General features: G+C 72.4%; 27 protein-coding genes. 21 read left to right on the top strand and 6 right to left on the bottom strand.

What is annotated here, in order from left to right; all coding sequences use genetic code 11:
* Positions 1-80: 80 nt before the first annotated feature.
* Positions 81-818: a DUF3833 family protein gene (locus tag ACP6CK_RS02005; protein WP_426957102.1), complete on the top strand. Its 738-nt coding sequence runs from the start codon at positions 81-83 to the stop codon at positions 816-818.
* Here the strand turns inward: ACP6CK_RS02005 and ACP6CK_RS02000 are convergent.
* Positions 799-1413, bottom strand: a complete 615-nt coding sequence (locus ACP6CK_RS02000) for a DUF6134 family protein (RefSeq protein WP_426957101.1) — start codon at positions 1411-1413, stop codon at positions 799-801. The two genes, ACP6CK_RS02005 and ACP6CK_RS02000, sit on opposite strands and share 20 nt — an antisense overlap.
* A gap of 110 nt (positions 1414-1523) precedes the next feature.
* Between ACP6CK_RS02000 and ACP6CK_RS01995 the strand changes: the two genes are divergently transcribed.
* The 6 genes from ACP6CK_RS01995 to ACP6CK_RS01970 all read left to right on the top strand — a co-directional run bounded on the left by ACP6CK_RS01995 (position 1524) and on the right by ACP6CK_RS01970 (position 7899).
* The gene (locus ACP6CK_RS01995; RefSeq protein WP_426957100.1) at positions 1524-2048 is read left to right on the top strand and encodes a SixA phosphatase family protein; all 525 of its coding nucleotides are present in this window, start codon (positions 1524-1526) and stop codon (positions 2046-2048) included.
* Between the two features lie 108 nt (positions 2049-2156).
* Positions 2157-2714, top strand: coding sequence for a thermonuclease family protein (locus ACP6CK_RS01990; RefSeq protein WP_426957099.1), 558 nt, complete (start codon positions 2157-2159; stop codon positions 2712-2714).
* Between the two features lie 160 nt (positions 2715-2874).
* The gene (gltA, locus tag ACP6CK_RS01985; RefSeq protein ID WP_426957098.1) at positions 2875-4182 is read left to right on the top strand and encodes a citrate synthase; all 1308 of its coding nucleotides are present in this window, start codon (positions 2875-2877) and stop codon (positions 4180-4182) included.
* Between the two features lie 510 nt (positions 4183-4692).
* On the top strand, positions 4693-5127 hold the full coding sequence (locus ACP6CK_RS01980; RefSeq protein ID WP_426957097.1) for a hypothetical protein: 435 nt from the start codon (positions 4693-4695) through the stop codon (positions 5125-5127).
* A gap of 98 nt (positions 5128-5225) precedes the next feature.
* Positions 5226-6212 carry an ABC transporter substrate-binding protein gene (locus ACP6CK_RS01975; protein WP_426957096.1) on the top strand — a complete coding sequence of 329 codons (987 nt, stop codon included), beginning with the start codon at positions 5226-5228 and terminating at the stop codon, positions 6210-6212.
* A gap of 13 nt (positions 6213-6225) precedes the next feature.
* Positions 6226-7899: an ABC transporter permease gene (locus tag ACP6CK_RS01970; protein ID WP_426957095.1), complete on the top strand. Its 1674-nt coding sequence runs from the start codon at positions 6226-6228 to the stop codon at positions 7897-7899.
* A gap of 12 nt (positions 7900-7911) precedes the next feature.
* Here ACP6CK_RS01970 and dksA read toward each other — a convergent pair whose 3' ends face one another.
* Together dksA and ACP6CK_RS01960 are read right to left on the bottom strand one after the other, a co-directional pair.
* Positions 7912-8328 carry an RNA polymerase-binding protein DksA gene (gene dksA / locus ACP6CK_RS01965; RefSeq protein ID WP_426957094.1) on the bottom strand — a complete coding sequence of 139 codons (417 nt, stop codon included), beginning with the start codon at positions 8326-8328 and terminating at the stop codon, positions 7912-7914.
* Positions 8329-8461: 133 nt separating this feature from the next.
* A complete protein-coding gene (locus ACP6CK_RS01960) occupies positions 8462-8905 on the bottom strand; it encodes a flagellar assembly protein FliX (RefSeq protein WP_426957093.1) in 444 nt (147 codons plus the stop codon).
* Positions 8906-9047: 142 nt separating this feature from the next.
* On the opposite strand from ACP6CK_RS01960, the gene ACP6CK_RS01955 reads away from it, so the two are divergent.
* The 10 genes from ACP6CK_RS01955 to ACP6CK_RS01910 all read left to right on the top strand — a co-directional run bounded on the left by ACP6CK_RS01955 (position 9048) and on the right by ACP6CK_RS01910 (position 17215).
* Positions 9048-10154: a flagellar basal body P-ring protein FlgI gene (locus tag ACP6CK_RS01955; RefSeq protein ID WP_426957092.1), complete on the top strand. Its 1107-nt coding sequence runs from the start codon at positions 9048-9050 to the stop codon at positions 10152-10154.
* Entirely contained in the window at positions 10154-10486 is a 333-nt protein-coding gene (locus ACP6CK_RS01950) for a rod-binding protein (protein WP_426957091.1), read from the top strand. The genes ACP6CK_RS01955 and ACP6CK_RS01950 overlap by 1 nt, the downstream gene beginning before the upstream one ends.
* Positions 10483-10887 carry a hypothetical protein gene (locus ACP6CK_RS01945; RefSeq protein ID WP_426957090.1) on the top strand — a complete coding sequence of 135 codons (405 nt, stop codon included), beginning with the start codon at positions 10483-10485 and terminating at the stop codon, positions 10885-10887. Before ACP6CK_RS01950 ends, ACP6CK_RS01945 begins: the two co-directional genes overlap by 4 nt.
* Positions 10888-11124: 237 nt before the next feature.
* Positions 11125-11925 (top strand): RibD family protein, encoded by an 801-nt coding sequence (locus tag ACP6CK_RS01940; RefSeq protein WP_426957089.1) that lies wholly within the window; start codon positions 11125-11127, stop codon positions 11923-11925.
* Positions 11922-12902, top strand: a complete 981-nt coding sequence (locus ACP6CK_RS01935) for a dehydrogenase (RefSeq protein WP_426957088.1) — start codon at positions 11922-11924, stop codon at positions 12900-12902. Before ACP6CK_RS01940 ends, ACP6CK_RS01935 begins: the two co-directional genes overlap by 4 nt.
* 8 nt (positions 12903-12910) lie before the next feature.
* Positions 12911-13327, top strand: a complete 417-nt coding sequence (locus ACP6CK_RS01930; RefSeq protein ID WP_426957087.1) for a 6-pyruvoyl trahydropterin synthase family protein — start codon at positions 12911-12913, stop codon at positions 13325-13327.
* Positions 13324-14367 (top strand): glycosyltransferase family 4 protein, encoded by a 1044-nt coding sequence (locus ACP6CK_RS01925; protein ID WP_426957086.1) that lies wholly within the window; start codon positions 13324-13326, stop codon positions 14365-14367. Before ACP6CK_RS01930 ends, ACP6CK_RS01925 begins: the two co-directional genes overlap by 4 nt.
* Complete coding sequence (locus tag ACP6CK_RS01920; protein ID WP_426957085.1) at positions 14364-15230, top strand: class I SAM-dependent methyltransferase; 867 nt, start codon at positions 14364-14366, stop codon at positions 15228-15230. The genes ACP6CK_RS01925 and ACP6CK_RS01920 overlap by 4 nt, the downstream gene beginning before the upstream one ends.
* Positions 15231-15233: 3 nt before the next feature.
* Positions 15234-16487 (top strand): 3-oxo-tetronate kinase, encoded by a 1254-nt coding sequence (gene otnK / locus ACP6CK_RS01915; RefSeq protein WP_426957084.1) that lies wholly within the window; start codon positions 15234-15236, stop codon positions 16485-16487.
* A gap of 140 nt (positions 16488-16627) precedes the next feature.
* A complete protein-coding gene (locus ACP6CK_RS01910; protein WP_426957083.1) occupies positions 16628-17215 on the top strand; it encodes a hypothetical protein in 588 nt (195 codons plus the stop codon).
* Positions 17216-17767: 552 nt separating this feature from the next.
* Here ACP6CK_RS01910 and ACP6CK_RS01905 read toward each other — a convergent pair.
* Genes ACP6CK_RS01905 through ACP6CK_RS01895 form a run of 3 tightly spaced genes read right to left on the bottom strand, consistent with a single transcriptional unit; the run spans position 17768 to position 20909 of the window.
* On the bottom strand, positions 17768-18904 hold the full coding sequence (locus ACP6CK_RS01905) for a bifunctional 2-methylcitrate synthase/citrate synthase (protein ID WP_426957082.1): 1137 nt from the start codon (positions 18902-18904) through the stop codon (positions 17768-17770).
* Positions 18901-19377 (bottom strand): N-acetyltransferase family protein, encoded by a 477-nt coding sequence (locus ACP6CK_RS01900; protein WP_426957081.1) that lies wholly within the window; start codon positions 19375-19377, stop codon positions 18901-18903. Before ACP6CK_RS01900 ends, ACP6CK_RS01905 begins: the two co-directional genes overlap by 4 nt.
* Positions 19378-19379: 2 nt before the next feature.
* A complete protein-coding gene (locus tag ACP6CK_RS01895) occupies positions 19380-20909 on the bottom strand; it encodes an MmgE/PrpD family protein (protein ID WP_426957080.1) in 1530 nt (509 codons plus the stop codon).
* A 139-nt stretch (positions 20910-21048) separates the two neighbouring features.
* On the opposite strand from ACP6CK_RS01895, the gene ACP6CK_RS01890 reads away from it, so the two are divergent.
* From ACP6CK_RS01890 to ACP6CK_RS01875, 4 genes are all read left to right on the top strand, one after another.
* Entirely contained in the window at positions 21049-22434 is a 1386-nt protein-coding gene (locus ACP6CK_RS01890; RefSeq protein WP_426957079.1) for a dihydroorotase, read from the top strand.
* A 169-nt stretch (positions 22435-22603) separates the two neighbouring features.
* A complete protein-coding gene (locus ACP6CK_RS01885; RefSeq protein WP_426957078.1) occupies positions 22604-22882 on the top strand; it encodes a hypothetical protein in 279 nt (92 codons plus the stop codon).
* A complete protein-coding gene (locus ACP6CK_RS01880; protein WP_426957077.1) occupies positions 22879-23826 on the top strand; it encodes an N-carbamoyl-D-amino-acid hydrolase in 948 nt (315 codons plus the stop codon). Before ACP6CK_RS01885 ends, ACP6CK_RS01880 begins: the two co-directional genes overlap by 4 nt.
* Entirely contained in the window at positions 23823-24491 is a 669-nt protein-coding gene (locus ACP6CK_RS01875; RefSeq protein WP_426957076.1) for a phospholipase D family protein, read from the top strand. Before ACP6CK_RS01880 ends, ACP6CK_RS01875 begins: the two co-directional genes overlap by 4 nt.
* Positions 24492-24613 lie beyond the last annotated feature (122 nt).

Here is a 24613-nt window from a genome sequence, read left to right as displayed (position 1 = left end):
CGGGACCGTGGGTTCGGGAGGGCGCGGAATCTCCGCCGCGCCGACTCGCCAAGCAGGACACGGCGATGGATGGTCCGGCCATGTCCGGACGACGCTCGCTCCTTCTCTCCCTTCCCGCCCTCGGCGCGGCGGCGGCCCTGCCGGGTTGCGGCACGGCGCCCGAGACCTTCTCCGCCAAGGGGCCGCCCTTCCGGCCGGAGGAGTTCTTCGCATCGCGGCTCCGCAGCCACGGCCTCTTCACCACGCGGCTCGGCGCGATCGAGCGGTGGTTCCGGGCGGAGCTGATCGGCGCCTATGACGGCACCACCCTCACCTTCGATGAGTACTTCACCTACGACGACGGCTGGGAGGACCGGCGATTCTGGCGGCTGCGCCGGGACCGGGAGGATGCGTCGGGCAACACCTGGACCGGGGAGGCGACCGACGCCACGGGGCCGGTGCGGGGAGTCGTCTCCGGCAACGCCTTCCACCTCGAGCACGAGCTGAACATGCTGACGCTGAACGGCAGCCGCCGGAAGCTCGGCTTCGATCAGTGGTTCGTGCGGGTCGCGCCGGACACGGCGCTCTCCCGCGCGGCGGTGACCTGGTACGGCATCCAGGTCGGCACGGCGCAGGTGTCCTTCCGGCGGCTCACCAACGGGGTGAACCAGGGATCGGTCTCGGCCGGTCAGGCGTCCCGGGCGCCGGACCCGACCGTAGAGCCGCCGCCGGCCCCGGCCGCTGCGGCGCCCGCCGCCGCTCCGCCCGCCTCCCCGGTCGCGCCGCCGCAGCCCGCACGGCCCGAGCCGGGACGCTCGGTCATCGCGCCGCGTAGGTGACGGTGCTGCCGTCCTCGCCGCGGGTGGAGTAGCCGAGCCAGGTCCCGTCGGCGGCGTAGCGCGCCTCCGAGCTGGAGGGGCCGGGCTGCCGCCAGGTGCCGGCGAGGCCCGTGCCGCTCTCGTGGACGACGCGCGCCTCGGGCGCCGCGGTCTTCGCGTCGAAGAGCGGGCGGGAGAGGGTCGAGGGGTCCCACCAGGACAGGGGCGCCGCGTCGCGTGGCAGGCGGACCGGGGCGGCGCCGCCTTCGGCGATCAGGCCGTCCCCCTCCGGCCGGACCACGAGTTGCGTCACCGTGCCGTTGCGGTCGCTGCGGGAGCCGAGGCCGACGAGGCGCTGGCCGTCCCAGCGCTCCCAGAACTGGTGAGTGTAGCGATAGACGGTGAAGCCCGCGAGGCGGACGACGATGTCCACCGCGACGTCCACATGGCGCAGCGCGCCGCTGGTCCCGAAGGTCACCCGGTGGGTGCCGATCTCGCGGCCGTCCCGGAGGATCCGCCAGTTGTAACCGCCGGGCGGCGCGGCCCCGGCCGAAAGCGGGAGCAGGAGCGCCGGGGCGGCGAGGAGGCCGCGTCGCGGCAGGGTGCGCAGGGTCATGGTCGGCCAGGATGTGCCATCGGGCCTGTGGTTCTCAAGCGGAGGGCACCTTCACGGCCTCGCGCGGGGCGCCCCGCGACAGCCCGGGACCGGCGTGGCAGAGTGGCGCCATGCACCGGTTGCTGTTGCTGCGCCACGCGAAGTCCACCTGGGACGATCCCGCGCTGTCCGACCACGCGCGGCCGCTGAACGCGCGCGGGCGGCGCGCCGCGGCCGGGATGGGGGCTGCGATGCGGGGGATGGCGCTGCGCCCCGACCTCGTGCTCGTCTCTTCGGCGCGGCGGACGTTGCAGACGCTGGAGGCGCTCGGCGTCCTGGAGGGCTCGCCACGGGTCGAGCCGATGGACGACCTCTACCTCGCCCCGTGGCGGCGGCTCCTGGAGGCGGCGCAGGCCGTGCCGGACGAGGTCGGGACCGTGCTGGCGATCGCCCACAACCCCGGGCTGCACGAGCTGGCGCTGGAGCTGACCGGGCCAGACGACCGCTCGGCCGACGCCAGGGTCCTCGCCGGGGCCTATCCGACCTGCTCGCTCGCCGAATTCGCATTCGAGGGCCCATGGGTGTCGCTGCGGCCCGGCGGGGCGCGGCTGGTGCGCTTTCTGACCCCGAGCAACCTGCCCGAGCCGGCAGCCTGACGCGGCCTTCCGGCGTTGCCTTCCCGGCCGGGAAGGACGCCGGACCCCGACCGGACCCGCCCTCCCGCGCTTGTGCTGGGGCGGGACGCCTTGCTAGGCAGGAGCCGCGTGCTGACCCGTCGTCGCATCTTCCGTCCCGCCCGTTCCCCGCGCCGCTGGCGCGGCCCCTTGATCGCGCTCGGCGTCGTGGCCGCCGTCGCGGGCTTCGGGGGAATCGGCTTGCCGCCGCAGCTCCTCGGCAACTCGCCGCAGGAGCAGGAATGGACCGCCGTGGCGGCCGAGGTACGGGTCGTGGACGGGGAGACGCTGCGGCTTGCCGATCGCGTCGTTCGGCTGCGTGGGCTGGAAGCCCCGGCCCGCGGCGAGGCCTGCCTGGATTCGGCCGGTCGCTCCTTCGACTGCGGCGGGGGTGCGGCGGAGGCGCTGGCACGCCTGGTGGCCGGGCGTGACCTGAGCTGCCGGGTGCGGGGCCGCGACCGGTTCGGCCGTGCCCTGGGCCAGTGCGAGGCGGGTGGCGTGGCGCTGAACGGCGCGCTCGTGTCGGCCGGATGGGCGCTGGGGCGGGAGGGCAACCTGCCGACCCTGGAGGCCTCGGCCCAGGCGGGTGGGCGCGGTCTCTGGACCGCCGGGGGGCAGCCGCCGGCGGATTGGCGCGGGCGCCGCTGACCGCCGGGGGGCGGAGTTGGCCCGCGGGCGCTCCTCGCCTATCTTGCGGCGCACCATCCCCGGTAGATGGACCCCTGGTGGACCGGCCGCCCCGACGCCCCCTTTCGTCAGGACCCTCTCCACCCTCTCGGCCGGCCTGTCCGGCGGCAAGGATCAGCGCATGAACGACATGCCGAATGGTTCCGTGACCATCACGCTCGAGGGCACGAACAAGTCCATCCGCGCTCCTCTGGTGCAGGCCACGGTCGGGCCGCCGGTCGCAGATATCCGAAAGCTCTACAGCGACCTCGGCATCTTCACCTTCGACCCGGGCTTCGGCATGACCGCGGCCTGCGAGAGCAAGATCACCTACATCGACGGCGACCAGGGCATCCTGCTCTACCGCGGCTACCCGATCGAGCAGCTGGCGGAGAGCTCGGACTTCATCGAGGTGTCTTACCTCCTGCTCCACGGCGAGCTGCCGACCGCGGCGCAGCTGGAGGAGTTCAAGAAGGGCGTGACCATGCACACGATGGTGCATGAGCAGATCCGCCGCTTCTACGACGGCTTCCGCCGGGACGCGCACCCGATGGCCGTGCTCTGCGGCGTGGTGGGCGCGCTGTCCGCCTTCTACCACGACACGCTCGACATCACGGACGAGCGGCAGCGCGAGATCGCGGCGTTCCGCCTGATCGCGAAGGTGCCGACGCTGGCGGCCATGGCCTACAAGTATTCCATCGGCCAGCCCTTCGTGTATCCGCGGAACGACCTGAGCTACGCCGAGAACTTCCTCTACATGCTGAACGCCGTCCCGGCGGAGGAGTACAAGGTGAACCCGATCCTGGCGAAGGCCATGGACCGGATCCTGGTGCTGCACGCCGACCACGAGCAGAACGCGAGCACGAGCACGGTGCGGCTGGCCGGCTCCACCGGCGCCAACCCCTACGCCTGCATCGCCGCGGGCATCGCCGCGCTCTGGGGCCCCGCGCATGGCGGCGCGAACGAGGCGGTGCTGAAGATGCTAGGGGAGATCGGCAAGCCCGAGAACATCCCGGCCTTCATCTCGCAGGTGAAGGACAAGAACGCGCACACGAAGCTCATGGGCTTCGGGCACCGCGTCTACAAGAACTTCGACCCGCGCGCGAAGATCATGAAGGAGACCTGCCACGAGGTGCTGGCGGAACTCGGCATCAAGGACGAGCCGCTGCTCGACATGGCCATGGAGATGGAGCGCATCGCGCTCTCGGACGACTACTTCATCTCCCGCAAGCTCTACCCGAACGTCGATTTCTATTCGGGCATCATCCTGAAGGCGATGGGCATCCCGACGAGCATGTTCACCGTGCTCTTCGCGGTGGCGCGCACCGTCGGTTGGGTGAGCCAGTGGAAGGAGATGATCGAGGATCCGTCGCAGCGCATCGGGCGGCCGCGTCAGGTCTACACGGGCGCGACCTCCCGCGATTACCGCGAGGTTGCCGCGCGCGGCTGATCCCGGCGGAGGGTGAGGCGTTCCGGCCGCTCCGGGCTTCGGCCCGGGGCGGCCTTTTTTGTGATCTGCTTGGAGTTCGCGGAAGGCCCCCCCGCCACTTCTCTGACCGGGCAAGGCTTTGCCACGACAAAACAGAAAGGATGTCATACCCGCGAAAGGAGACTCACCAGAACAAGCAACTTTCGCGGGTCAATGTGACGGCGTTTTCTCAACGTCCCCTCGTCGCTTGAACCTGAACGGGCGCTCCCTCCGAGAGGTTGTGCTCAGAAGGGTTCCTGCATGTGCCGTCCCTGGCGGGATTTCCTGCGTCGCCATCGCTCTGACTGGGTGAGACGGTCCGCCGCTGGCTGCGGACCTGGCCGCAGCGACCGCCCGGCGTATCCCTCACCCTGAGCAGTCGGGGACTTGGCTTCGCGGACGGCCGGGCGACGCCAGGACGGCGGGGCGGCCTGTCCTGAAGCTGCCGGGGAGCAACCGCTTACGGAGGCTGCCGGACGGGACGGGCTGTGGTTGCACTTCTCGCCGGACCCCTCGGATCCCGATGCGGACATTCTTGGCATCGAGGCCTGCTCCAGCTTGCAGAACCAGCTGAACAGGTGGTCGCGCTTCGCCGCGTCAACTTCGTCCGCGCTCGCGGTCTGCCCGGTGGCGTGGCTGCTGGCACCCTGCCAACCGGGCGACCCGACGCCGCGCTGGAAGCTCATCGGGGTGCTGAAGACCGAGCCGGCCGAGCCACTGATCCTGCCAGTGCGCGATATCCGCGTGCTCTGCGGGCTGACGCCGCGTCATGACGAGGTCTTCGCCCGCACCCAGATGCCGCAGGGGCACGAGTATTTCTGCCCCATGAACGCATGGATCGACGAGCAGGGGCACGAGAACCCGGAGATGCGCGCGCTGCTTGGCCGCGCCAGCGCGGCGGCGAACTTCATGCGCCTGCCGGGGTAACCGGGACCACGCGGCCGCATCACCGAAACTTCATTCGCCCCCCCTGCCCCACCGGCCGCCCCGGCGATACGACCGCCGGAGACAGAAGGGGTTCCCCGATGCGCCGCAGATCGCTGCTCCTGGGCCTGGGCGCCGCGGCGGCCGCGCGGGATGCGGCGGCGCAGGCGGCGCCGGTCAGCGGCAACCTCGTCCTCTACACCAGCCAGTTGGAACCCGACGCGGCGGCGACGGTAGAGGCCTTCCGGCGCCGCCATCCCGGCGTCACGGTCGAATGGATCCGCGGCGGCACCGGCCAGATCATGCCGCGGCTGCGGGCCGAGATCGCCGCCGGCAGTCCGCGCGCGGACGTGCTGCTGCTGGCCGACAGCCTGACGATGGAAGGGCTGCGCGCGGAGGGGCGGCTGCGTCCGAGTCCCGAAGTGGAGCTGGCCGGCGTCCCGCCGGAACGCGTGGAGCCCGCGCGCCATTACTTCGCGACGAAGCTCATCACCACGGGAATCCTCGCCCATGCGCGCGCGCCCTTCGTGCCGCGGCGTTGGGTGGACCTGCTGGAGCCGCGCGCGCGCAACCAGGTGGCGATGCCCGCCCCGGCCGTGTCCGGGGCCGCGGCGATCCATGTCCTGACATTGGCCCAGACCGAGGCGCTGGGGTGGGACTACCTCACGCGCCTCGCGCGGGCGGGGCTGCAGCCCCGCGGCGGCAATGGCCAGGTCGTGCAGGCGGTGGCGCAGGGGGAGAAGGCCTACGGCATCGTCATCGACTACCTGCCGATCCGCGAGGCGGCGCGCGGGGCGCCGGTCCGCTTCATCTTCCCGGAGGACGGCGTGTCGGCGGTGACGGAACCGGCGGCGATCCTGTCCTCCACGCGCAACGCGCCCGCCGCGGTGGCCTTCGTCAACTTCCTGCTCTCGCGCGAGGGGCAGGGGCTGGCATCGCGGCAGGGGTTCCTGCCCGCCGATCCGGGCGTGGCCCCGCCGCCAGGCTTTCCCGATCCGGCGACGATCCGCGTTCTGCCGCTCGACGCGGCGCGCGCCGCCGCGGAGGGCGAGGCGGTGCTGAGGCGGTTCGGCTCGCTGGTCGAGTAGTCGGACCGAGGCGGTGGTGGGACGGCGCGCGCACCCGGCGGAGGCGCGACCCGCGACGGCGCCGGGGCTGGGCGGGATCGCGCTGCTCTGGCTGTTGCTGATCGGCGTGGTGCCGCTGTTGCGGCTGGGGGCAGAGGGCGTTCTCGGGCCGGCCGGGCTGTCGGCGGAGGATCTCGCGCTCTGGCGTGCCGCCGGGCGGAGCCTTGTCGTCGCGGCGGGGGCGACGGGGCTGGCCGTGGTGCTCGGGATCGCCATGGTCTCATTGCTGCTGCTTCGGGAGGTCCCGGGGCGGCGGCCCCTGATCTTCCTCGGGGTGCTGCCGCTGCTCGTGCCGTCGCAGGTGCTGGCGCTGGCGGCGGTGCAGGCGGGGACGCCGAGCTCGCCGCTGCTGCTCGCCCTCGGGCTCGCCCCGCCGCTGGGAACGCCAAATCCCTTTCACGGGGCGGGCGGGATGATCCTGCTGCTCGGGGTGCAGGGGGCGCCGCTCGTCTTTCTCTCCGCGGCGGGGTTGGTGCGGCGGCTTCCGGGCGGGGCGTTGCAGGCCGCGCGGGGGCTCGGCGCACGGCCGGGCGAGGCACTGCGGCGGGTGGCTTGGCCGCTGTTATGGCCGGGCGCCCTGGCCGGGGCGGGGCTGGCCTGGGTCGCGGCGCTGGGCAATTTCGGCGTGGCGGCGGTGCTGGGGATTCCCGGACGCTACACCGTGCTCACGGTGCTTATCTGGCAGCGGCTCTCGGGCGGGGGGACGACAGCGCTGGCGGGGGTGGCAGCCATGTCGCTGCTGCTGGCCGTGGTGGCAGCGCCGGGGCTGCTGGCGCAGGTCTTCGCCGCGCGGCGGGCGGCGCTGCCCGCTGGAGGGCCGGCCTTCGTCGCGTTACCGGCGGGGCGTGCGGCAAGTGTCGGAGCGTGGCTGATCGGCGTGTATCTCCTGGCGGTGCTGGCGCTGCCGCTGCTCTCCCTCGTCACCTCGGCCCTGGCACCCGCGCCGGGCGTGCCGATTGGCTGGGACAATGTGACGCTGCGGCACCTCCTGTCGGCCGTCTCGCCGGAAGCGCGAACGCTCGGGGGGCTGCGGAACTCCCTTCTCCTGTCTGTGTCGGCAGCGTTCATCCTGGCCGGGGCGGCGGTGGTGGTGGCGCTCTCCGCGCGCTGGCGGGCGGTGCGGATCGTGTCCTTCGCGGCGGATCTGGCCTACGCGTTGCCAGGCGTCTGCGTGGCGGTGGCGGCGATCCTCGTCGTGCTGGGACTGCCCGGCGGCGGGGCGGTGTACGGTTCGCTGGCGGTGGTTCTCTTCGCCTATCTCATGCGGTTTCAGGCGCTGGCGCTGCGGCCCGTCTGGGCCGCGGCCGCCCGGCTGGACCCGGCCCTGGACGATGCGGCACGCGGGCTGGGCGCGGGCGTCTGGCGGCGGCTGCTCACGGTGCAGGTGCCGCTGCTGGCGCCAGCCCTGGCGGCGAGCGGCATCCTCGTCGCGCTGCTGGCGGTGAATGAGGTCACGCTGTCCTCGCTCCTCTCGGGGCCGGGGACGCAGACGCTGGGAATGGTGGTGTTCAACCTGCAGGATGGCGGTCAGGGCGCGCAGGCAGCGGCGGTGTCCCTGATCTCGCTCGCCGTCATGGCCGCGCTGATGGCGCTGGCTGGGCGGGCGGGGCGGCGCCTGCCGCCGGGAACGCTGCCCTGGCGGCCGTGAGCCCCGGGGGCCTCAGTCGTCGCGGTGGACGCGCTCCATGCGCTCGTGGCGCTCCTGCGCCTCAATGGACAGGGTGGCGATCGGGCGGGCTTCGAGGCGGCGCAGGCCGATGGGCTCGCCGGTCTCCTCGCAGTAGCCGTAGGTGCCGTTGTCCACGCGCTCCAGCGCCTGGTCGATCTTGCTGATGAGCTTGCGGGCGCGGTCGCGGGTGCGGAGCTCGAGGGCGCGGTCGGTCTCGACCGAGGCGCGGTCGGTCAGGTCGGCCTCCACGATGCCGCCCTGGCCCATGGAGGAGAGGGTCTCGCCGGCCTCCCGCAGCAGGTCGGCGCGCCAGCGAAGCAGCTTTTGTCGGAAGTAGGCGAGCTGCCGGGGGTTCATGAACTCCTCGTCGTCCGAGGGGCGATAGTCCGGCGGCAGGGTGATGAGCATGGTTCGCATCCCGATGGCCTCGCCCCGACGGTTCCGGTTCCCCCCGGCCCGGTCAGGCTGGCCGCGTATAGCGACGGGCTGCTCTGCAAAACAAGAGGAGCTTTGGCGACAAGTCTCTGAACATCCGCCGTTTTCACCCGGAAGACACAGGCAAGACGGAAGACGACACAGGTGAGACGCGGACGGTAAGGCCGCGCCTCGCCAGTTCAACCTTTGCGCGAAGGGCGATCGCGTCCAGGGCGTCGGCCAGAGCGGGGTCGGAGGGCCTCTCGCCCTCGGTCAGGCGGGCGAGTCGCTCCAGGCACGCGGGGTCCGGGCGGCCGTCCAGGAGTTCGACCTGAAGGGCGTTGAGGTCGGCGAGCATCGCCGCCGCCCGCGCCGCGCCGCGTCGGTCGCGGGAGCCCGGATCGTCCGCTTCCTGCACGGCGAGGACGCCGACCGGGGTCAAGGGTCCCGCCGCCCCGGTGGCGGCTGCTTCGGCGGTGCCGTCGGGGAGGCGGAAGGCACCGGCGGCGCCGCGCGCCCGCCGTGCCGGGGCCGCAGGTCCCACCCGGCCGAGTCCCTGGATGTCGCGCATGGCCGCTCCTTTTTTGCCGGGCCCCTCCCCTGGGGCGGCGACTTCGTCCGGCTGCCCGGCAAGGGCTGCCGTCCCCTCCCCCGTCGAACGCTGGCACAGGCGTTGCGCTGGGGGAGCGGGTTCGACCGGGAGTGTGGCCGTGATGGGTTTCCGAAGCGCGAAGGCCGTGATGCTGGCGTTGGCGCTGCTGCTGCCGGGCGTCGCGGGCGCGCAGGTCCGCATTAAGGACATCGCGGATATCGAGGGCGTGCGGGACAACCAGCTTGTCGGCTACGGGCTGGTGGTGGGGCTGCCGGGCACGGGGGACCGGCTGCGATCCGCGGTGTTCACGCGGCAGTCGCTGGTCGGGATGCTGGAACGGCTGGGCGTGAACACGCGCGACCAGGAACGGCAGCTCGACACGCGGAACGTAGCGGCGGTCATGGTGACGGCGAACCTGCCGGCCTTCGCGCGGCCGGGCAGCCGGATTGACGTGGCGGTGTCTTCGCTGGGAGACGCGTCGAACCTGACAGGCGGGACGCTGCTCGTGACGCCGCTGCTGGGCGCGGACGGGGAGGTCTACGCCGTCTCCCAGGGCGCGGTTGCGACGGGGGCGATCGGGGCGCGGGGCCAGGGGGCGTCGGTGCAGCGGGGCGTGCCGACCTCCGCCCGAATCGCGAGCGGCGGGGTGGTGGAGCGGGAAATCCCCTTCGATCTGGCGGGGCGCGACCGCGTGCGGCTGTCTCTGCGGAACCCGGACCTGACGACGGCGCGGCGCATGGCGAACGCGATCAACCGCGCGCTGGGCGGCGGCGCGGCGACGGCGACCGATCCGCGCACGGTGGTGGTGGTGACGGGCGGGCGCGACGTGGCGACGCTGCTGACCGACATCGAGCAGCTCCGCGTCGAGCCCGACCAGGCGGCCCGCGTCATCATCGAGGAGGCGTCCGGCACCATCGTCATGGGCGCGAATGTCCGCGTCTCCCAGGTGGCGATCGCGCAGGGGAACCTCACCATCCGCGTGACCGAGACGCCGCAGGTGAGCCAGCCCGGGCCGCTGTCCAACGGCCAGACACAGGTCGTGCCGCGCACGGGCATCGAGGTGGACGATCAGCGGGAGCGGCGCCTGGGCATCCTGCCACGCTCCGTCACGCTGGAGGAGCTGGTGCGCGGACTGAACTCGCTGGGCGTGGGGCCGCGCGACCTGATCACCATCCTGCAGTCCATCAAGGCGGCCGGCGCGCTCCAGGCCGAGCTGGAGGTTCGCTGATGACCGCGATCACGCCCCCGGCCGGCGGCGCCAACACGTCGCCCGCCGCGCTGCGCCGCGTGGCGCAGCGCTTCGAGGCGCAGGCACTCGGCGCGCTGCTCCAGCCGGTCTTCGGGGAGGCGCCGAAGGGGTTCCTCTCCGGCGGTTCGGCGGAGGCGCAGTGGCGGCCGATGCTGGTCGAGCAATACGCCAAGAGCTGGAGCCAGCGCGGCGGCGTCGGCATCGCGAACGCCGTCCATGCCGAGATGCTTCGCATGCAGGGACGCTCGGCCGGCGAGCCCCCCCTTACCCCGCCCTCCACCAACCCGGCCCCAGAAGGAACCGCGCCATGATGATGCAGACGATGCTCCAGACCGGTGAGCGCCTGGCAGAGGCGCTGAGCGCGGAGAACGAGGCGCTGACGATCCTCGACCTGAAGCGCGCGGCGACCCTTGCCTCGGCGAAGGTGCAGGCGTCGGACGCCTTCTCCGCGGCCTATTCCGCGGCGATGCGGACCGGGCTGCGCGCCGCCGGTGCGGAGGGTGGCGCAGTGCAGGCCCTGGCGGAGCAGCTGCGAGACCTCACTTCGGAGAACCGCCGTCTGCTGGAGCGCGCGATCGGGTTGCAGTCGAAGGTGATCGAGACGTTGGCGGGCGCGGCGATCCCGGCGAGCCGGCCGGCGACCTATGCCGGCAACGGCTTTCGCGCCGTACCGCGACAGACACCGGCGATGGCCGTCACGGCGCGGGCCTGACGTCCCTTCACTGAACCGGGCAGACGGAACCTTCGTCTTCCCGGGCTGGCGCATGCCGCCCCCGTCCGCTTGCCTCGGCCGGGCGGCGCGCAAGGCCGCCCTGGCATTCCCGTTTCCGCCGGCCCCGGCAGCCAGAAAGGAAGATGAGTGGGGGTCCAGGGGAGAGAATTCTTTCTCTCCCCCGGTGCCATCCGCGATGGTGGCGCCGTGCTTCCGGCTCGGGCATAGCTTGCCGGGATGGAAGCCTCGTCCGAGACGCTGACGGCCTGGGCGGCGCTGCGCGCGGCGCGCGCTGACCGGCGTGCCGCCTTGCCGAATCACCCGATGGTGGACCTGTTCGCGCCGGTGGTCGCGCCGGCGAAGGGCGCGGATGCGTGCGTCGTCATCGGGCGTCTGGCGCAGACGCTGGACGGGCGGATCGCGACCCAGGGCGGGTCCAGCCAGTGGATCGGCGGGCGCGGCGACATCCTGCACACGCACCGGCTGCGCGCGCTGTGCGACGCGGTGCTGGTCGGCGCCGGCACCGTGGAGCAGGACGATCCCCGGCTGACCACGCGCGAGGTGGAGGGCGAGAGCCCGGTCCGGGTCGTGCTCGATCCGTCGCGCCGGTTGCCGGTGGAGCGGCGGGTGTTCGGGGATGGCGGGCCGCCGACGATCCTCGCCTGCACGGCTGATGCGCCGGGCGGGGATCGGCACGGGCAGGCCGAGGTGATGCGGCTGCCGCGCGGCGCGTCCGGCGGGCTGGATCTCTTCGCGCTGTTGCGGGCGCTGCACGCGCGCGGGCTGTCACGGATCTTCGTGGAGGGCGGGGGCGTCACCGTCTCCAGCTTCCTTGCAGCCGGGCTGCTGGACCGGCTGCACGTGACGGTGGCGCCGGTGATCCTGGGTTCGGGACGCGCGGCCTTCATCCTGCCCGAGGCGTCACGGATCGCGGACGGGCTCCGCTTCGACTGGACGCCGCACCGGTTGGAGGGCGGCGACATGCTCTTCGACATCCGCCTCGACCGGGCGCGGCCCCGGGTGTGCGAGGGCGCGTGAGGGCGACGGCCTTCTGGACCGTCGCGCCGGGCGAGGGTGCACTGCGGGAGGAGGCGTTGCGCGCACCCGGTCCCGGCGAGGTGCTGGTGCGAACGCTGGCGAGCGGGATCAGCCGCGGGACGGAGCGCACGGTCTTCCACGGACGCGTGCCGCCGGGGGAGTGGGCGCGGATGCGCGCGCCGATGCAGGGCGGCGATTTCCCCTTCCCCGTGAAGTACGGCTACGCGGCGGTGGGCGTGGTGGAGGATGGCCCGGCGGAGTGGGTGGGGCGGCGGATGTTCTGCCTGCACCCGCACCAGGACCGCTTCGTGGCGCCGGTATCCCTCTGCGCCGCGGTGCCGGACGGCGTGCCGGACCGGCGCGCGGTGCTGGCCGCGAACATGGAGACGGCGCTGAACGTCATCTGGGACGCGCAACCGCTGCCGGGCGAGCGCGCGCTGGTGGTGGGTGCGGGGGTGGTGGGACTGCTCTGCGCCTGGCTGCTGGCGCGCTTTCCCGCGCTGGAGGTGGCGGTCGCCGATCCCGATCCGATGCGGGCGGGGGTGGCCGGCGCGCTGGGCGTGCGCTTCGTGGCGCCGGAGGCGGCGCCTGAGGAGCGCGACCTGGTCGTGCATGCCAGCGGGAACCCGGCCGGTCTCCGCACGGCGCTGCGCTGCGCGGGATATGAGGCGCGCATCCTAGAGGCGTCCTGGTTCGGTGCGGTGGAGTGCGCGCTGCCGCTGGGAGAGGGCTTCCATGCGAACCGGGTGACGATCCGATCCACCCAGGTGGGCTCCATCGCGGCGCCGATGCGCGGGCGGCGGACGCATGCGGAGCGGATGGCGACCGCGCTTTCCCTTCTGGCGGATCCGGCGCTGGACGCGCTGTGCGCGCCGCTCGTCCCGTTCCATGATCTGCCGGCGGCCATGCCGCGGCTGCTCGGGCCGCCCGCATCCGGCGAGGCGGCGCCGCTTCTTCCCGTCGTCACATATATATAGGTGAGCGCGTGTACAGCCTGACCGTCGCCGACCACGTCATGGTCGCCCATTCCTTCAAGGGCGAGGGCTTCGGTCCCGCCCAGCGCGTCCATGGCGCGACCTTCGTCGTGGAGGCGGAGTTCCGCGCGCCGCGGCTGGACGATGCCAACCTGCTGGTGGACATTGCCGCCGCCCGGGTGGAGCTGCGGCGCATCCTGGACGGCTTCGACTACCACAACCTGGACGACCTGCCGGTCTTCGCGGGGCGGAACACCTCCACCGAGTTCCTGTGCTTCCATGTCCACGGGTTGCTCTGTGCGGCGCTGGCTGCGGGGAAGCTCGGCGCGGGCGGCAAGGACGTGCAGTCGGTGAAGGTGCTGCTGCGGGAGAGCCCGGTCGCCTGGGCGGCGTATGAGGCGCCCGTGCCGGGTCTCGCTTCGGCATGAGGATCGTGCTGGCCGTTCCGGCGCCCTTCTCCGGGATCAGCGGCGGCTACGGCTATGACCGGCGGATCGTGGAGGGGCTGCAGGAGCTCGGGCACGAGGTGCGCGTGGCGGAGCTGGCCGGGCAGCATCCGCTGCCGGACGCCCACGCGGAGGCGTCCGCTCGCGCGGTGATGGATGGTCTCTCCAGGGATGAGGCGCTGGTCGTGGACGGGCTCGGGCTGCCGTCCTTCCTGCCCGTCGCGGAGGCGCTGGTCGCGAGCAGGGCGGTGGGGCTGATCCATCACCCGACGGCGCTGGAGACCGGCTTCTCGGAGGCGGATCGAGAGGCGCTGCGCGCGCGGGAGCGGGCGCTGTTCCCGCGGATGGCGCGGCTGGTCACGACGTCGCGGTTGACGGCGGAGCGGCTGGTGCCGGAGTTCGGCGCGGACGCGGTGCGGGTCGGCACGGTGGAGCCGGGCACGGAGGAGGCGCCGCGCGCGACGGGTTCGGGCGGAGCACCCGCGATCCTGTCGGTCGGCACGCTGGTGCCGCGCAAGGGGCATGACGTGCTGCTGCGCGCGCTGGGACGGCTGACCGATCTGGAATGGACGCTGACGATCGCGGGCGGAGCACGCGATCCGGTCCACGCCCAGGGCCTGGCGTCCCTGGCGGAAGCGCTGGGCATCGCGGGGCGCGTGACCTTCGCGGGCGAGGTCGGGGACGAGGCACTGTCCGCGCTCTACGCTCGCGCCGACCTCTTCGCGCTGGCGAGCCATTGGGAGGGCTACGGCATGGCGGTCGCGGAGGCGCTCGCGCGCGGGCTGCCACTGGCGATCACCGCGGGCGGCGCGCTCGCGGAACTGGCGCCGCGGGATGGGGCGGTGATCTCTCCGGCGGGGGATCATGCGAGCCTGTCGCGCGGGCTGCGGCGGATGATCTACGACCCCGCCCTGCGGCAGGCGATGTCCGACGCGGCCTGGCGCGCGGGGCAGCGGCTTCCGCGCTGGACGGACCGGGCCGAGGCCTTCGCGAAAGAGATGATGGCGGCGCGCGACGCATGAGCGAGAGCTTCGACGGGGATTGGTTGGACATCCGGGAGCCGGCGGATGCGCGGGCCCGGAGCTTCGCGCTCGCGGAGCGGCTGTCCGCGGCGCTGCCGGCGCGGCCGCGGCTGCTTGATCTCGGGGCCGGCACGGGAAGCCTGTTTCGCTGGATGGCACCGCTGCTCAACCGGGCGCAGGCCTGGACGCTCGTGGATGCCGATGCGTCGCTGATCGAGCGGGCCTTCGACACCATCGCGGTGCGCGCGCTCGACGTGGGCTTCGACATCTCGGCGCCGAGCAAGCGCGTGCTGCTGGTGCATACGCCGTCCGGTGCCTGGCGGGTGGAAGGACTGGTGGCGGACCTGGCCGATGCGCCGGACGGCCTGCCGCTGGGCAAGCACGACGCGGTGGTCTGCACGGCTTTCTGCGACCTCGTCTCTCGAACCTGGGTGGAGGGGATGGCGGCGCGGCTGCGGCTGCCCTTCTACGCCGCGCTGAACGTGGAGGGGCACGCCCGCTTCCTGCCGCCGCACCCGGCGGACGGCATCGTGGCGCGCCGCTTCCGGCGCGACCAGGGGCGCGACAAGGGATTCGGCGGGCCAGCGCTCGGGCCGGACGCGGTGCGCGCGATGGCCGCGGCCTTCCGGGCGCGCGGCTTTGACGTGACGACCGCGTCCTCACCCTGGCGGGTCGGTCGGGCGGAGGCACGGATGCTGTCCGCGCTCGTGGACGGTCACGCGGAAGCGGCGATGCGGCGGACGCCGCGCGGCGGGACGGCGATCCGGGCCTGGACGGCGCGGCGTCACGCGCAGATCGGACAGGGGCGCCTACGCGCCGTGGTGGGGCATCGCGACCTGCTCGCGCTGCCAGGGAGGAGATAAGGGATGCCGTTGCTCGGCTGCGTGGCGGATGATTTCACGGGGGCCACGGACCTCGCCTCCATGCTCGTGCGGAACGGGATGCGCACGGTCCAGGTGATCGGCGTGCCGGACGGACCGCTTCCGGAGGCGGAAGCGGTCGTGGTCGCGCTGAAGTCGCGCACCGCGCCGCCGGCCCAGGCCGTGGCGGAGAGCCTGGCGGCCTGCGAGGCGCTGCTGGCTGCCGGGGCGCGGCAGATCCTGTTCAAGGTCTGCTCCACCTTCGATTCCACGGCGGAGGGGAATATCGGGCCGGTTGCGGACGCGCTGCTACGCCGGCTGCAATCCGGCTTCGCGGTGATCACGCCGGCCTTCCCGGCGAATGGCCGCAGCGTCTACCTCGGCCACCTCTTCGTCGGGAACGTCCTGCTCAACGAGAGCGGGATGGAGAACCATCCGCTGACGCCGATGCGGGACCCGAACCTCGTGCGGGTGATGGCGGCGCAGACCGAGGGCTCCGTCGGGCTGATCCCCTTCCCCGTCGTCGAGGCGGGTGCGGCGGCGGTGCGGCGAGAGATGTCCCGTCTCGCCGAGGGCGGCCGGCGCTACGCGATCGTGGACGCGGTGACCGACGCGCATCTCCGCGCGCTGGGCGAGGCGGCGGCGGCGCAGCCGCTGCTGGTCGGCGGCTCTGGCATCGCGATGGGTTTACCGGAAAACTTTCGCCGCGCCGGGCTGCTGGCGGACACGGAGGACGCGGGCCACCTGCCACCGGCGGAGGGCCTCCTGGCCGTGGTGGCGGGTTCCTGCTCGCGCGCCACGCTCGGCCAGATCGGCCTCGCGCGGGAGCAGGTTCCCGTGCTGGAGCTGGATCCACTGACGACCCCAGACGCCAAGGAGATGGCCGCCACGGCGCTGCGCTGGGCGGAGGAGCGGCTCTCGGCGGAGCGGCCGGTGGTGGTGGCCGCCTCGGCGCCGCCGGACCGCGTGGCGGCGTTGCAGGCACGTCTCGGTCGCGATGTGGCGGGGGTGCTAGTGGAGGAGGCTCTCGCGTCGGTCGCCGAGGGACTGGTCGCGCGCGGGGTGCGGCGACTGGTCGTGGCGGGCGGAGAGACATCGGGCGCGGTGGTGCAACGCCTCGGCATCCGGTCGCTCCGGATCGGGGCGGAGATCGATCCCGGCGTGCCGTGGACTTACGCGGAGCCGGGCGGACTACACTTGGCGCTGAAGTCCGGGAACTTCGGCGGGCGCGACTTCTTCCTTCGCGCCTTCGAGGGGTAGCCCCTACGAGAAAGGGCGCCGCGTTGCCGCGGCGCCCTTCCCGATCGCCTCGCGCCGAAGCGCGGGCGGCTCAGCTCTGATCGCCGGTCTCGCCGCCGGACTCACCGCCGCCGGAGGACGCGGCCGCGGCCTCGGCGCGCTTGCGGGCGCGGGTCGCGGCAGCCTTCTTCGCCGCCTCGCTGCGGGAAGACGTGCCGGCGCTGGCGCTCTTGCGCGCGCCGGTGGCGCGGCTGGCGGCGGCGCGGGCGGGCGCCTTCTTCGCGGCGGTCGAGCGCGCGGTGGTCGAACGCGCCGTCGTCGCGCGCTTGGCAGGGGCCTTGCGGGCGGTCGTCGTGCGCTTCGCGGCGGTCGAGCGCGCCGCCGTCGTCCGCTTGGCCGGGGCCTTACGGGCGGTCGTCGCGCGCTTCGCGCCGGTCGCGCGCTTGGCCGGCGCCTTGCGGGCGGCGGTCGTCGTGCGCTTCGCGGCGGTCGAGCGCGCCGCCGTCGTCCGCTTGGCCGGGGCCTTCTTCGCGCGGGTGGTCGCGGCAGCCTTCGCACCCTTCTTGGCGGTCGTGCTGCCCTTCTTCGGGCCCGGCTTCTTCGCGGCGGCGGAGCGCGTGGTCTTCGCCCCGGCGGCCTTGGTCGTGCGGCCGGCGGTGCTCGCCTTGCGCGTGCCGGCAGCGCGGCGGGTGGTGCTCATCGCCATCGCGGCGGCGCGGGGGGTGGTCGGGGTCTCTTCGCTCATGTGATGCATCTCCTGATGTTGCGCAGTCGGTGTGCCTCTCCGTACCCACCGACGCGGTGACCCTGGCGAGAGGGGAGCGTCACAGGGCCGGTGGTCGCATTGCGGGGGAGGAGGAGCGGCCGGTGCCTGACGCGCGCCACGGACGTCCCGGTCATCGGGCAGGGTCCGCTCGCGTCCGCGTCACGCGGGATCCGGCTTCGCGCATGCGGAAGGGAGCCGTTGCCCGCGCCCCTTCCTCGCTCTCGCCCACGGTCCAAGAACCGTCCTCTCGCTCTGCGTGCGCCGGGTCCGTTCCTGCTTCGCCGTCCCTCACCGGTGTTCGTCACCCAGTGCTTGACAGCGCCGCTTGCGAATCGCGCGGAACGATCACGTGCGCATGCAACGCTATCTGCACCGCTTCGCGCATTGTCAACGAAAAGACTTGCGGCGTGCACAGATTTTCGTGTGCATCCGAATCGCGACGCTTCGCGTTGCGTCGCACCCTTCGTCGCGTGGATCGCGGGATGTGTCGCGACGTTACCGCGGGCGCCGCGAATTGCGGCGCCCGCAGGGCAACTCAGCCGCGCGCGACGATCGGCGGCACGCTCCGCTGCGCCGCGCCGGTGTAGTGCGAGAGCGGGCGGATGAGGCGGTTGTCGGCCGCCTGCTCGATGACGTGCGCGGCCCAGCCGGTGATGCGGGACGCGACGAAGATCGGGGTGAAGAGCGGGATGTCGAAGCCCATCAGGTGGTAGGCGGGACCCGCCGGGAAATCGAGGTTCGGGTGGATGTTCTTCTTCGCCACCATCTCGGCCGCCAGCAGGCGGGACATCTCCATCCAGCGGCGGTCGCCGACCACCTCTGCCATCTTCTCGGCGTATTTGGTCATCGTGGGCACGCGGCTGTCGCCCGTCTTGTAGACGCGGTGGCCGAAGCCCATCACCAGCGCCCGGTGGTCGAAGCGGGACTGGAGCCACTCCACCGCCTTCGACGGATCGCCGATCTCGGCCAGCATGTGCATCACCGCCTCGTTCGCGCCGCCGTGGAGCGGGCCCTTCAGCGCGGCGATGCCTCCCACGACCGCCCCGTGCAGGTCGGCACCGGTGGAGGCGATGGTCCGGGCGGTGAAGGTGGAGGCGTTGAAGCCGTGCTCGGCGTAGAGGATGAGGGAGACGTCGAAGGCCTTCACCACCTCCGGCTGCGGCACCTTCCCGAAGACGAGGTGGAAGAAGTTCTCGGAGAAGGTCAGGGACGGGTCGGGGGCGATCGCGTCCTGGCCCTTCGTCGCGCGGTGGGCAGCGGCGATGGCGGTCGGGATCTTCGCCAGGAGCCGCATCGCCTTGCGGCGGGTCGCCGGCTCGGACACGTCGGCGGCCTCGGTATCCTCCATCCCGAGGAAGGAGACGGCGGTGCGGATGGCGTCCATCGGGTGGGCGTCGTGCGGGAAGGCGCGGATCACCTCCAGCAGGGCAGGCGTCAGAGCGCGCTGGGACGCTTCCTCCTTCCGGAAGGCGGCGAGCTGCGCGGCGTTCGGCAGCTCCCCGTTCCAGAGGAGGTAGGCGACCTCCTCGAAGGAACATTCCTCCGCCAAGTCCTGCACGGCGTAGCCGCGATAGGTCAGCGAGTTTGTCTCAGGCATGACCTTCGACACGGACGACACGTCGGCGATGACGCCGACGAGGCCCTTCCGGATGTCGGGGTTGGTGTCGCTCATCTCTCGTCTCTCTCCTGGGCGGGAAGGTGCCGTTCGTAGAGCACGTCCGGCTCGCCCTCCTCGTTGGTGGAACCGTCGCCGAAGGCGGCGGGGCGGAAGCCGTGGCCTTCGTAGAAGGCCCGGGCGGGAGCGTTGCGGGCGAAGGCGTGGAGGCGCAGCACCGGCGGCTGGTCGCCTGTCGCCGTGCGGAGCAGCCGCGTGCCGAGGCCGCGGCGGAGATGGTCGGGGTGGAGGTAGAGGTGCTCGATCCAGTCGCCGTGGCAGGCGACGAAGCCGAGCAGCGCGCCGTCCTCCTCCGCCACCAGGGTCGTGCAGCCGCGGATGACGCGGTCGCGCATCCAGGCGAGATCTTCGGCCGGCGTGTGCAGCACGGGGAGCCAGGGCATGGCGGCGGCGCGGGAAGTGCGGAAGAGGACGGCCAGCGCCGCCGCATCCTCCGGCACGGCCGGGCGGATCGCGGCGGCGGCCATCATCCCTAGAAGATGCCCGGCTTGCCGGCCGCGAGCCGTCCGTCGGGTAGGCGCACGCTCAGCTCGGACAGCTCTTCGGGCTTGAGCGACGCGAGGTTCTCGGCCACCTGGATGAAGCGGTCGGCCTCCGCCGCGTCCACGATGCCTTCGGTCAGGATGCGGAACTTGCGGATGTAATCGGCGCGGCCGAAGGGCTTCGCCCCGAGCGGGTGGGCGTTGGCGACCGCCAGCTCGTCGGTCAGGACCGTGCCGTCTTTCAGGGTGATCTCCACGCGGCCGCCGAAGGCGAGCTCGTTCGGGTCCTTGGAGTGGTAGCGGCGGGTCCACTCCGGGTCCTCCCGCGTCTCCATCTTGTGCCAGAGACGGACGGTGTCGGGGCGGCGGGCGCGCTCCGGCGCATAGCTGTCCACGTGGTGCCAGCGCCCGTCCTGCAGGGCGACGGTGAAGATATACATGATGGAGTGGTCCAGGGTTTCCCGGCTGGCGGTCGGGTCCATCTTCTGCGGGTCGTTCGCGCCGGTGCCGATGACGTAGTGCGTGTGGTGGGAGGTATGGAGAAGGATCTTCTCCACCGCCTCCAGGTCGGGGATGCGGTCGCGCATCCGGAAGGCGAGGTCGATCAGGGCCTGCGACTGGTACTCGGCCGAGTGCTCCTTCGTGTAGCTGTCGAGGATGGCGCGCTTGCCCTCGCCCGGGCCGGGGAGCGGGACCTGGTAGTAGACGGGCTCGTAGACGTCGCCCTGGTATCGGTGGGTGCGGCCGGACAGGACCCAGGCGATGACGCTGTCCTCACCCTCGTAGATCGGGGACGGCGCGCCCTCCCCGCGCATGGCGCGGTCCACCGCCTCGACGGCCAGCTTGCCGGCATGGGCGGGGGCGAAGGCCTTCCAGCTGCTGATCTCGCCCTTGCGGGACTGGCGGAAGGTCACGCTGACATGCAGCGCCTGCTGCACCGCCTGGTAGATCGTCGCCTGGTCGAGGCCGAGAAGCGTGCCGATGCCGGCCGCCGAGGCCGGGCAGAGATGGGCGATGTGGTCGACCTTGTGCTCGTGCAGGCAGATGGCGCGGACGAGGTCGATGTGGATCTCGTAGCCGGTGGCGAGGCCGCGCAGGAGGTCGGCGCCCGACTTGCCCATGGTCTGGGCCACCGCCAGCACGGGCGGGATGTTGTCGCCGGGGTGGGAGTAATCGGCGGCCAGGAAGGTGTCGTGCATGTCCAGCTCGCGCACCGCGGTGCCGTTCGCCCAGGCCGCCCATTCCGGGGAGACGCGGACGGAGGAGGGCAGGCCGAACACGGTCGCTCCCCCGTCCCGCTTGTGGCCGAGCGCCATCTGGCGCGCGGAGGTCGGGGCGGAACGGTTGATGGCGGCGATCGCGACGGAGGCGTTGTCGATCACCCGGTTGATGATCATCGCCGCGGTGTCGTCCGGCACTGCCACCGGGTCGGCGGCCACGCCGGCAATCTTCCAGGCGAGCTGGTCCTCGCGCTTCAGAAGGGCCTTGGACGGATAGACCTTCACGGGGTGCAGCTGCATCGGCACTTCCTCCTGTCTGGACTCGGCGTGTCCGGTTTGTGCCCCCGTCGCGGCCGGTCGTCCATCAGCGGCGCCCTCCCGCCGGTTGGCGCGGCTGCGGGGCGGGCCTAGCTTGCCCGCGTCACCACGGGATCGAACGATGCAGCCTCCCTATGACCGCGTGATCCGCGGCGACCTCGTCCTGACGGACCGCGTGATCGCGGACGGCTACGTCGCCGTGCGCGGCGAGACGGTCGCGGCCATCGGCCAGGGCGCACCACCCCCCGCCGCGGCGCTGGAGGACCACTCGGGCAAGCTGGTCTTCCCCGGGCTGGTGGACGGGCACATGCACACCTCCTCCTCCACAGGGTGGCCGGGGATTGAGGGCGCGACGCGCACCGCGGCGGCGGGCGGCGTCACCACGGTCTGCGACATGCCCTACGACGTGCCGCGCCCCGTCACCGACGCGGGCATCTTCCGGGAGAAGGTGGAGCAGGTCGGCCGCCTCGCGCATGTGGACGTCGCGCTCTACGGGACCATCCGGAAGGATGGCGGAGTGGACGCGATCGCCGGGTTGGCGGAGGCAGGGGCGTCGGCCTTCAAGCTCTCCACCTATGAATATGACCCGCTGCGCTTTCCCCGGATCGACCATCACCTGATGGTCACGGCCTTCGCGGAGATCGCGAGGACGAACCTCATGGTGGCCGTCCACAACGAGGACCAGGAGCTGGTGGAGAAGCTGACGGCCGAGGCGCGGGCGGCGGGGCGGACGGACGTCATCATGCATTGCCGCACCCGCCCGCCCCTGGCGGAGAACCTGGCGAACAACGCCATCTTCGAGATCGGGCTGGAGACGGGGTGCCACGTCCACATCGCCCACTCCTCCCTCGCGCGCGGATTCGAGATCGCGGCGGGGTTCCGGCGGGCGGGGGCGCGTTCCTCGGGCGAGGCCTGCGTTCACTACCTCTGCATGACGGAGGAGGACCTGCTCCGGCTGGAGGGCTTCGGGAAGTGCAACCCGCCCTTCCGCACCGCCGAGGAGGTAGAGCGGATGTGGAAGGCGCTGGTCGCGGGGGAGGTCGCCTATGTCTCCACCGACCACGCGCCCTGGCCGAAGGAGAGGAAGGTCTACAAGGGCGACATCTTCGCGGTCGGTGCCGGGCTGACGGGGGAGCAGTCCTTCGCACCGCTGATGTTCACCCTGCTGGAGGAGCGCGGGCTTCCCCCAACGCTGATGGCGAAATACTGCGCGGCGGAGCCGGCGCGCTTCCACGGGCTCGATCCGAAGAAAGGGTCCATCGCGCTCGGCGCGGACGCCGACCTGCTGGTGATGGAGCGGGGTTCCTTCACCTTCGACGAGGCGACCATCCAGGATCGTCCGGAGTTCCAGCACTCCGCCTTCCACGGCCGGGCGATGCGCGGACGGGTTGCGGCGACCTACCTGCGCGGCCGGAAGGTCTGGGACGGATCGTCCGTGCTGGCCCGGCCGGGCGAGGGGCGCTTCGTTCCTCGGCAGCACCGCCGCCCCGTCGCCCTCCCGGTATGAGGCCAAGGCCGAATCCACGGCTCCGGGCGATCTTCACGGCCATCGCGCTCTTGATGATGCTCGGGATCGTGTTCGGATTGGGCTATGGCGGCGTCGGCGCCGCCCATGCTCTCTACGCGCTGGGCGGCGCGCTGGTCGTCGCGCTGTTCGCACTGAATCGGAGGTCGTGATGAACCGACCCTTGCTGCTGGCCTGCGTCGGCGCCCTGGCCGGCTTCGGCGGCTGGATCTGGCTGACGGGTCCTGGCACCTCGGTGCCGAATGCTTTGATCGCTCTGGTGGTCGGGATCGCGTGTGGGCGGCTGACCTGGATGCTGGTGGGGCGGCGGGACGAGGAGGAGCCGGCGGGAACCGCGACCCGGATGGAAGTCCCGCCCGCCTCCTCGCGCCTCGCGCCGCCTCCGCCGGATTCCGAGCCGTGGCGGCGGCCTGGGAGCGGCCAGCCATGAGCCGCGTGCTTCGCGTCGCCGCGGCGCAGATGGGACCGAACCAGCGGGCCGATGACCGGGAGGCGATCCTCGCGCGCATGATCGCGCTGCTGGAGCAGGCGGCGCGGGGCGGCGCGCGCCTCGCAGTCTTCCCGGAGCTAGCCTTCACCACCTTCTTCCCGCGCTGGCCGCTGGAGGAGGCGGAGCTGCGCGCCTACTACGAGCAGCGCATGCCGAACCCGGCGGTGCAGCCCTTCTTCGACCGGGCGCGGGCCCTCGGGGTCGGCTTCTATGTCGGCTACGCCGAGGTGACGGGCAGCGGGCGGCGCTTCAACAGCAGCCTCATCGTCGGGCCGGACGGAGAGGCCCTGCTGAAGTATCGCAAGGTCCACCTGCCCGGCAGCCAGGAGGTGCGGGAGGGCCAGCGCTTCCAGCAGTTGGAGAAGCGCTACTTCGAGTATGGCGACCTCGGCTTTCCGGTGGCGCGCGGGCCGGAGGCTTGGCACCGGCCGGTGCTCGGGATGCTGATCTGCAACGACCGGCGCTGGCCGGAGGGTTGGCGCTGCCTCGGGCTGCAGGGGGTGGAGCTGGTCTGCATCGGCTACAACTCCGCGGCCTATGATCCGAATGGCGGAGAGGGAGAGAGCGCGGAACTCCGCACCTTCCACTCCACCATGGCGGTGCAGGCGAATGCCTATTTCAATTCGACCTGGGCGGTGTCGGTCGCTAAGGCCGGGGTGGAGGATGGATCGGGGCTGATTGGCGGGTCCTGCATCGTGTCGCCGAACGGGATCGTCGTGGCGCAGGCGAAGAGCCTCGGCGACGAGGTGATCCTGGCCGATTGCGACCTGGATGCGGGGCTGCACGGGCGCGCACCGGGGAAGATGTTCGACCTCGGCCTGCACCGCCGGCCGGAGATGTACCGCCGCATCGTCGAGCAGGCGGGGATCGAGGCACCGCCATGACGCCGGTCGGGCGCGGCCCCTCCGCGCTCCTCGTGCTGCTCGTCGGCGTGATCATCGGGGCCGGCGCGACCTGGGCGTGGTTCACGTTTCACGGCTCTACGGCCGGCACGGGGCCTGTGGCGGGCGGCATCCCCCGGCCGGTCGTCTGCTTCACCCCGGGCGGGGATTGCACCGATCGGATCGTGCAGGCGATCGGCGCGGCACGGCAGGAGGTACTGGTTCAGGCCTACTCCTTCACCTCCCCCCCGATCGCCGGGGCCTTGGAGGCCGCGCAGCGGCGCGGCGTGCGGGTGCGCGTGGTCGTGGACGACAGCCAGTTGCGCGAGCGCTACTCCCAGGCGGACGAGGTGCGCCGGGCGGGGGTGGAGGTCTGGGTGGATGACCCGGCGGGCATCGCCCACAACAAGGTCATGATCATCGACGGCGAGGTGGTGATCACCGGCTCCTTCAACTTCAGCCGCTCCGCCCAGGAGCGGAACGCGGAGAACCTGATGGTGCTGCGCGACCGCGCCTTGGCGGCCCAGTACGCGGAGAACTGGGAGCGGCGCCGGGCGGTGAGCGTGCCCTTCGATCAGGCGCAGCGGGACCAGGGACCGCCGGGCGCGGCCAACGACAATGATCGGGACCGGAGCAAGCGGCGGAACGCGCGGTTCGGCCTGTTCTGAGCGGGTCGGGATAGAGACTCCGGGGAGAGGAGGAAGGAACCTTCCTCTCCTCCGCCACAGCGCCTCATCCTGTCTCTCGAGGCTGCCGCGGCATCCGGAACCGCGAGAGCCCGACGGAAGCC

This window comes from Muricoccus radiodurans, from assembly GCF_050154705.1.
Lineage (GTDB): Bacteria > Pseudomonadota > Alphaproteobacteria > Acetobacterales > Acetobacteraceae > Roseomonas > Roseomonas radiodurans.
Note: the sequence above shows the minus strand (reverse complement) of the source record. Positions and strands in the feature narration are given on the sequence as shown.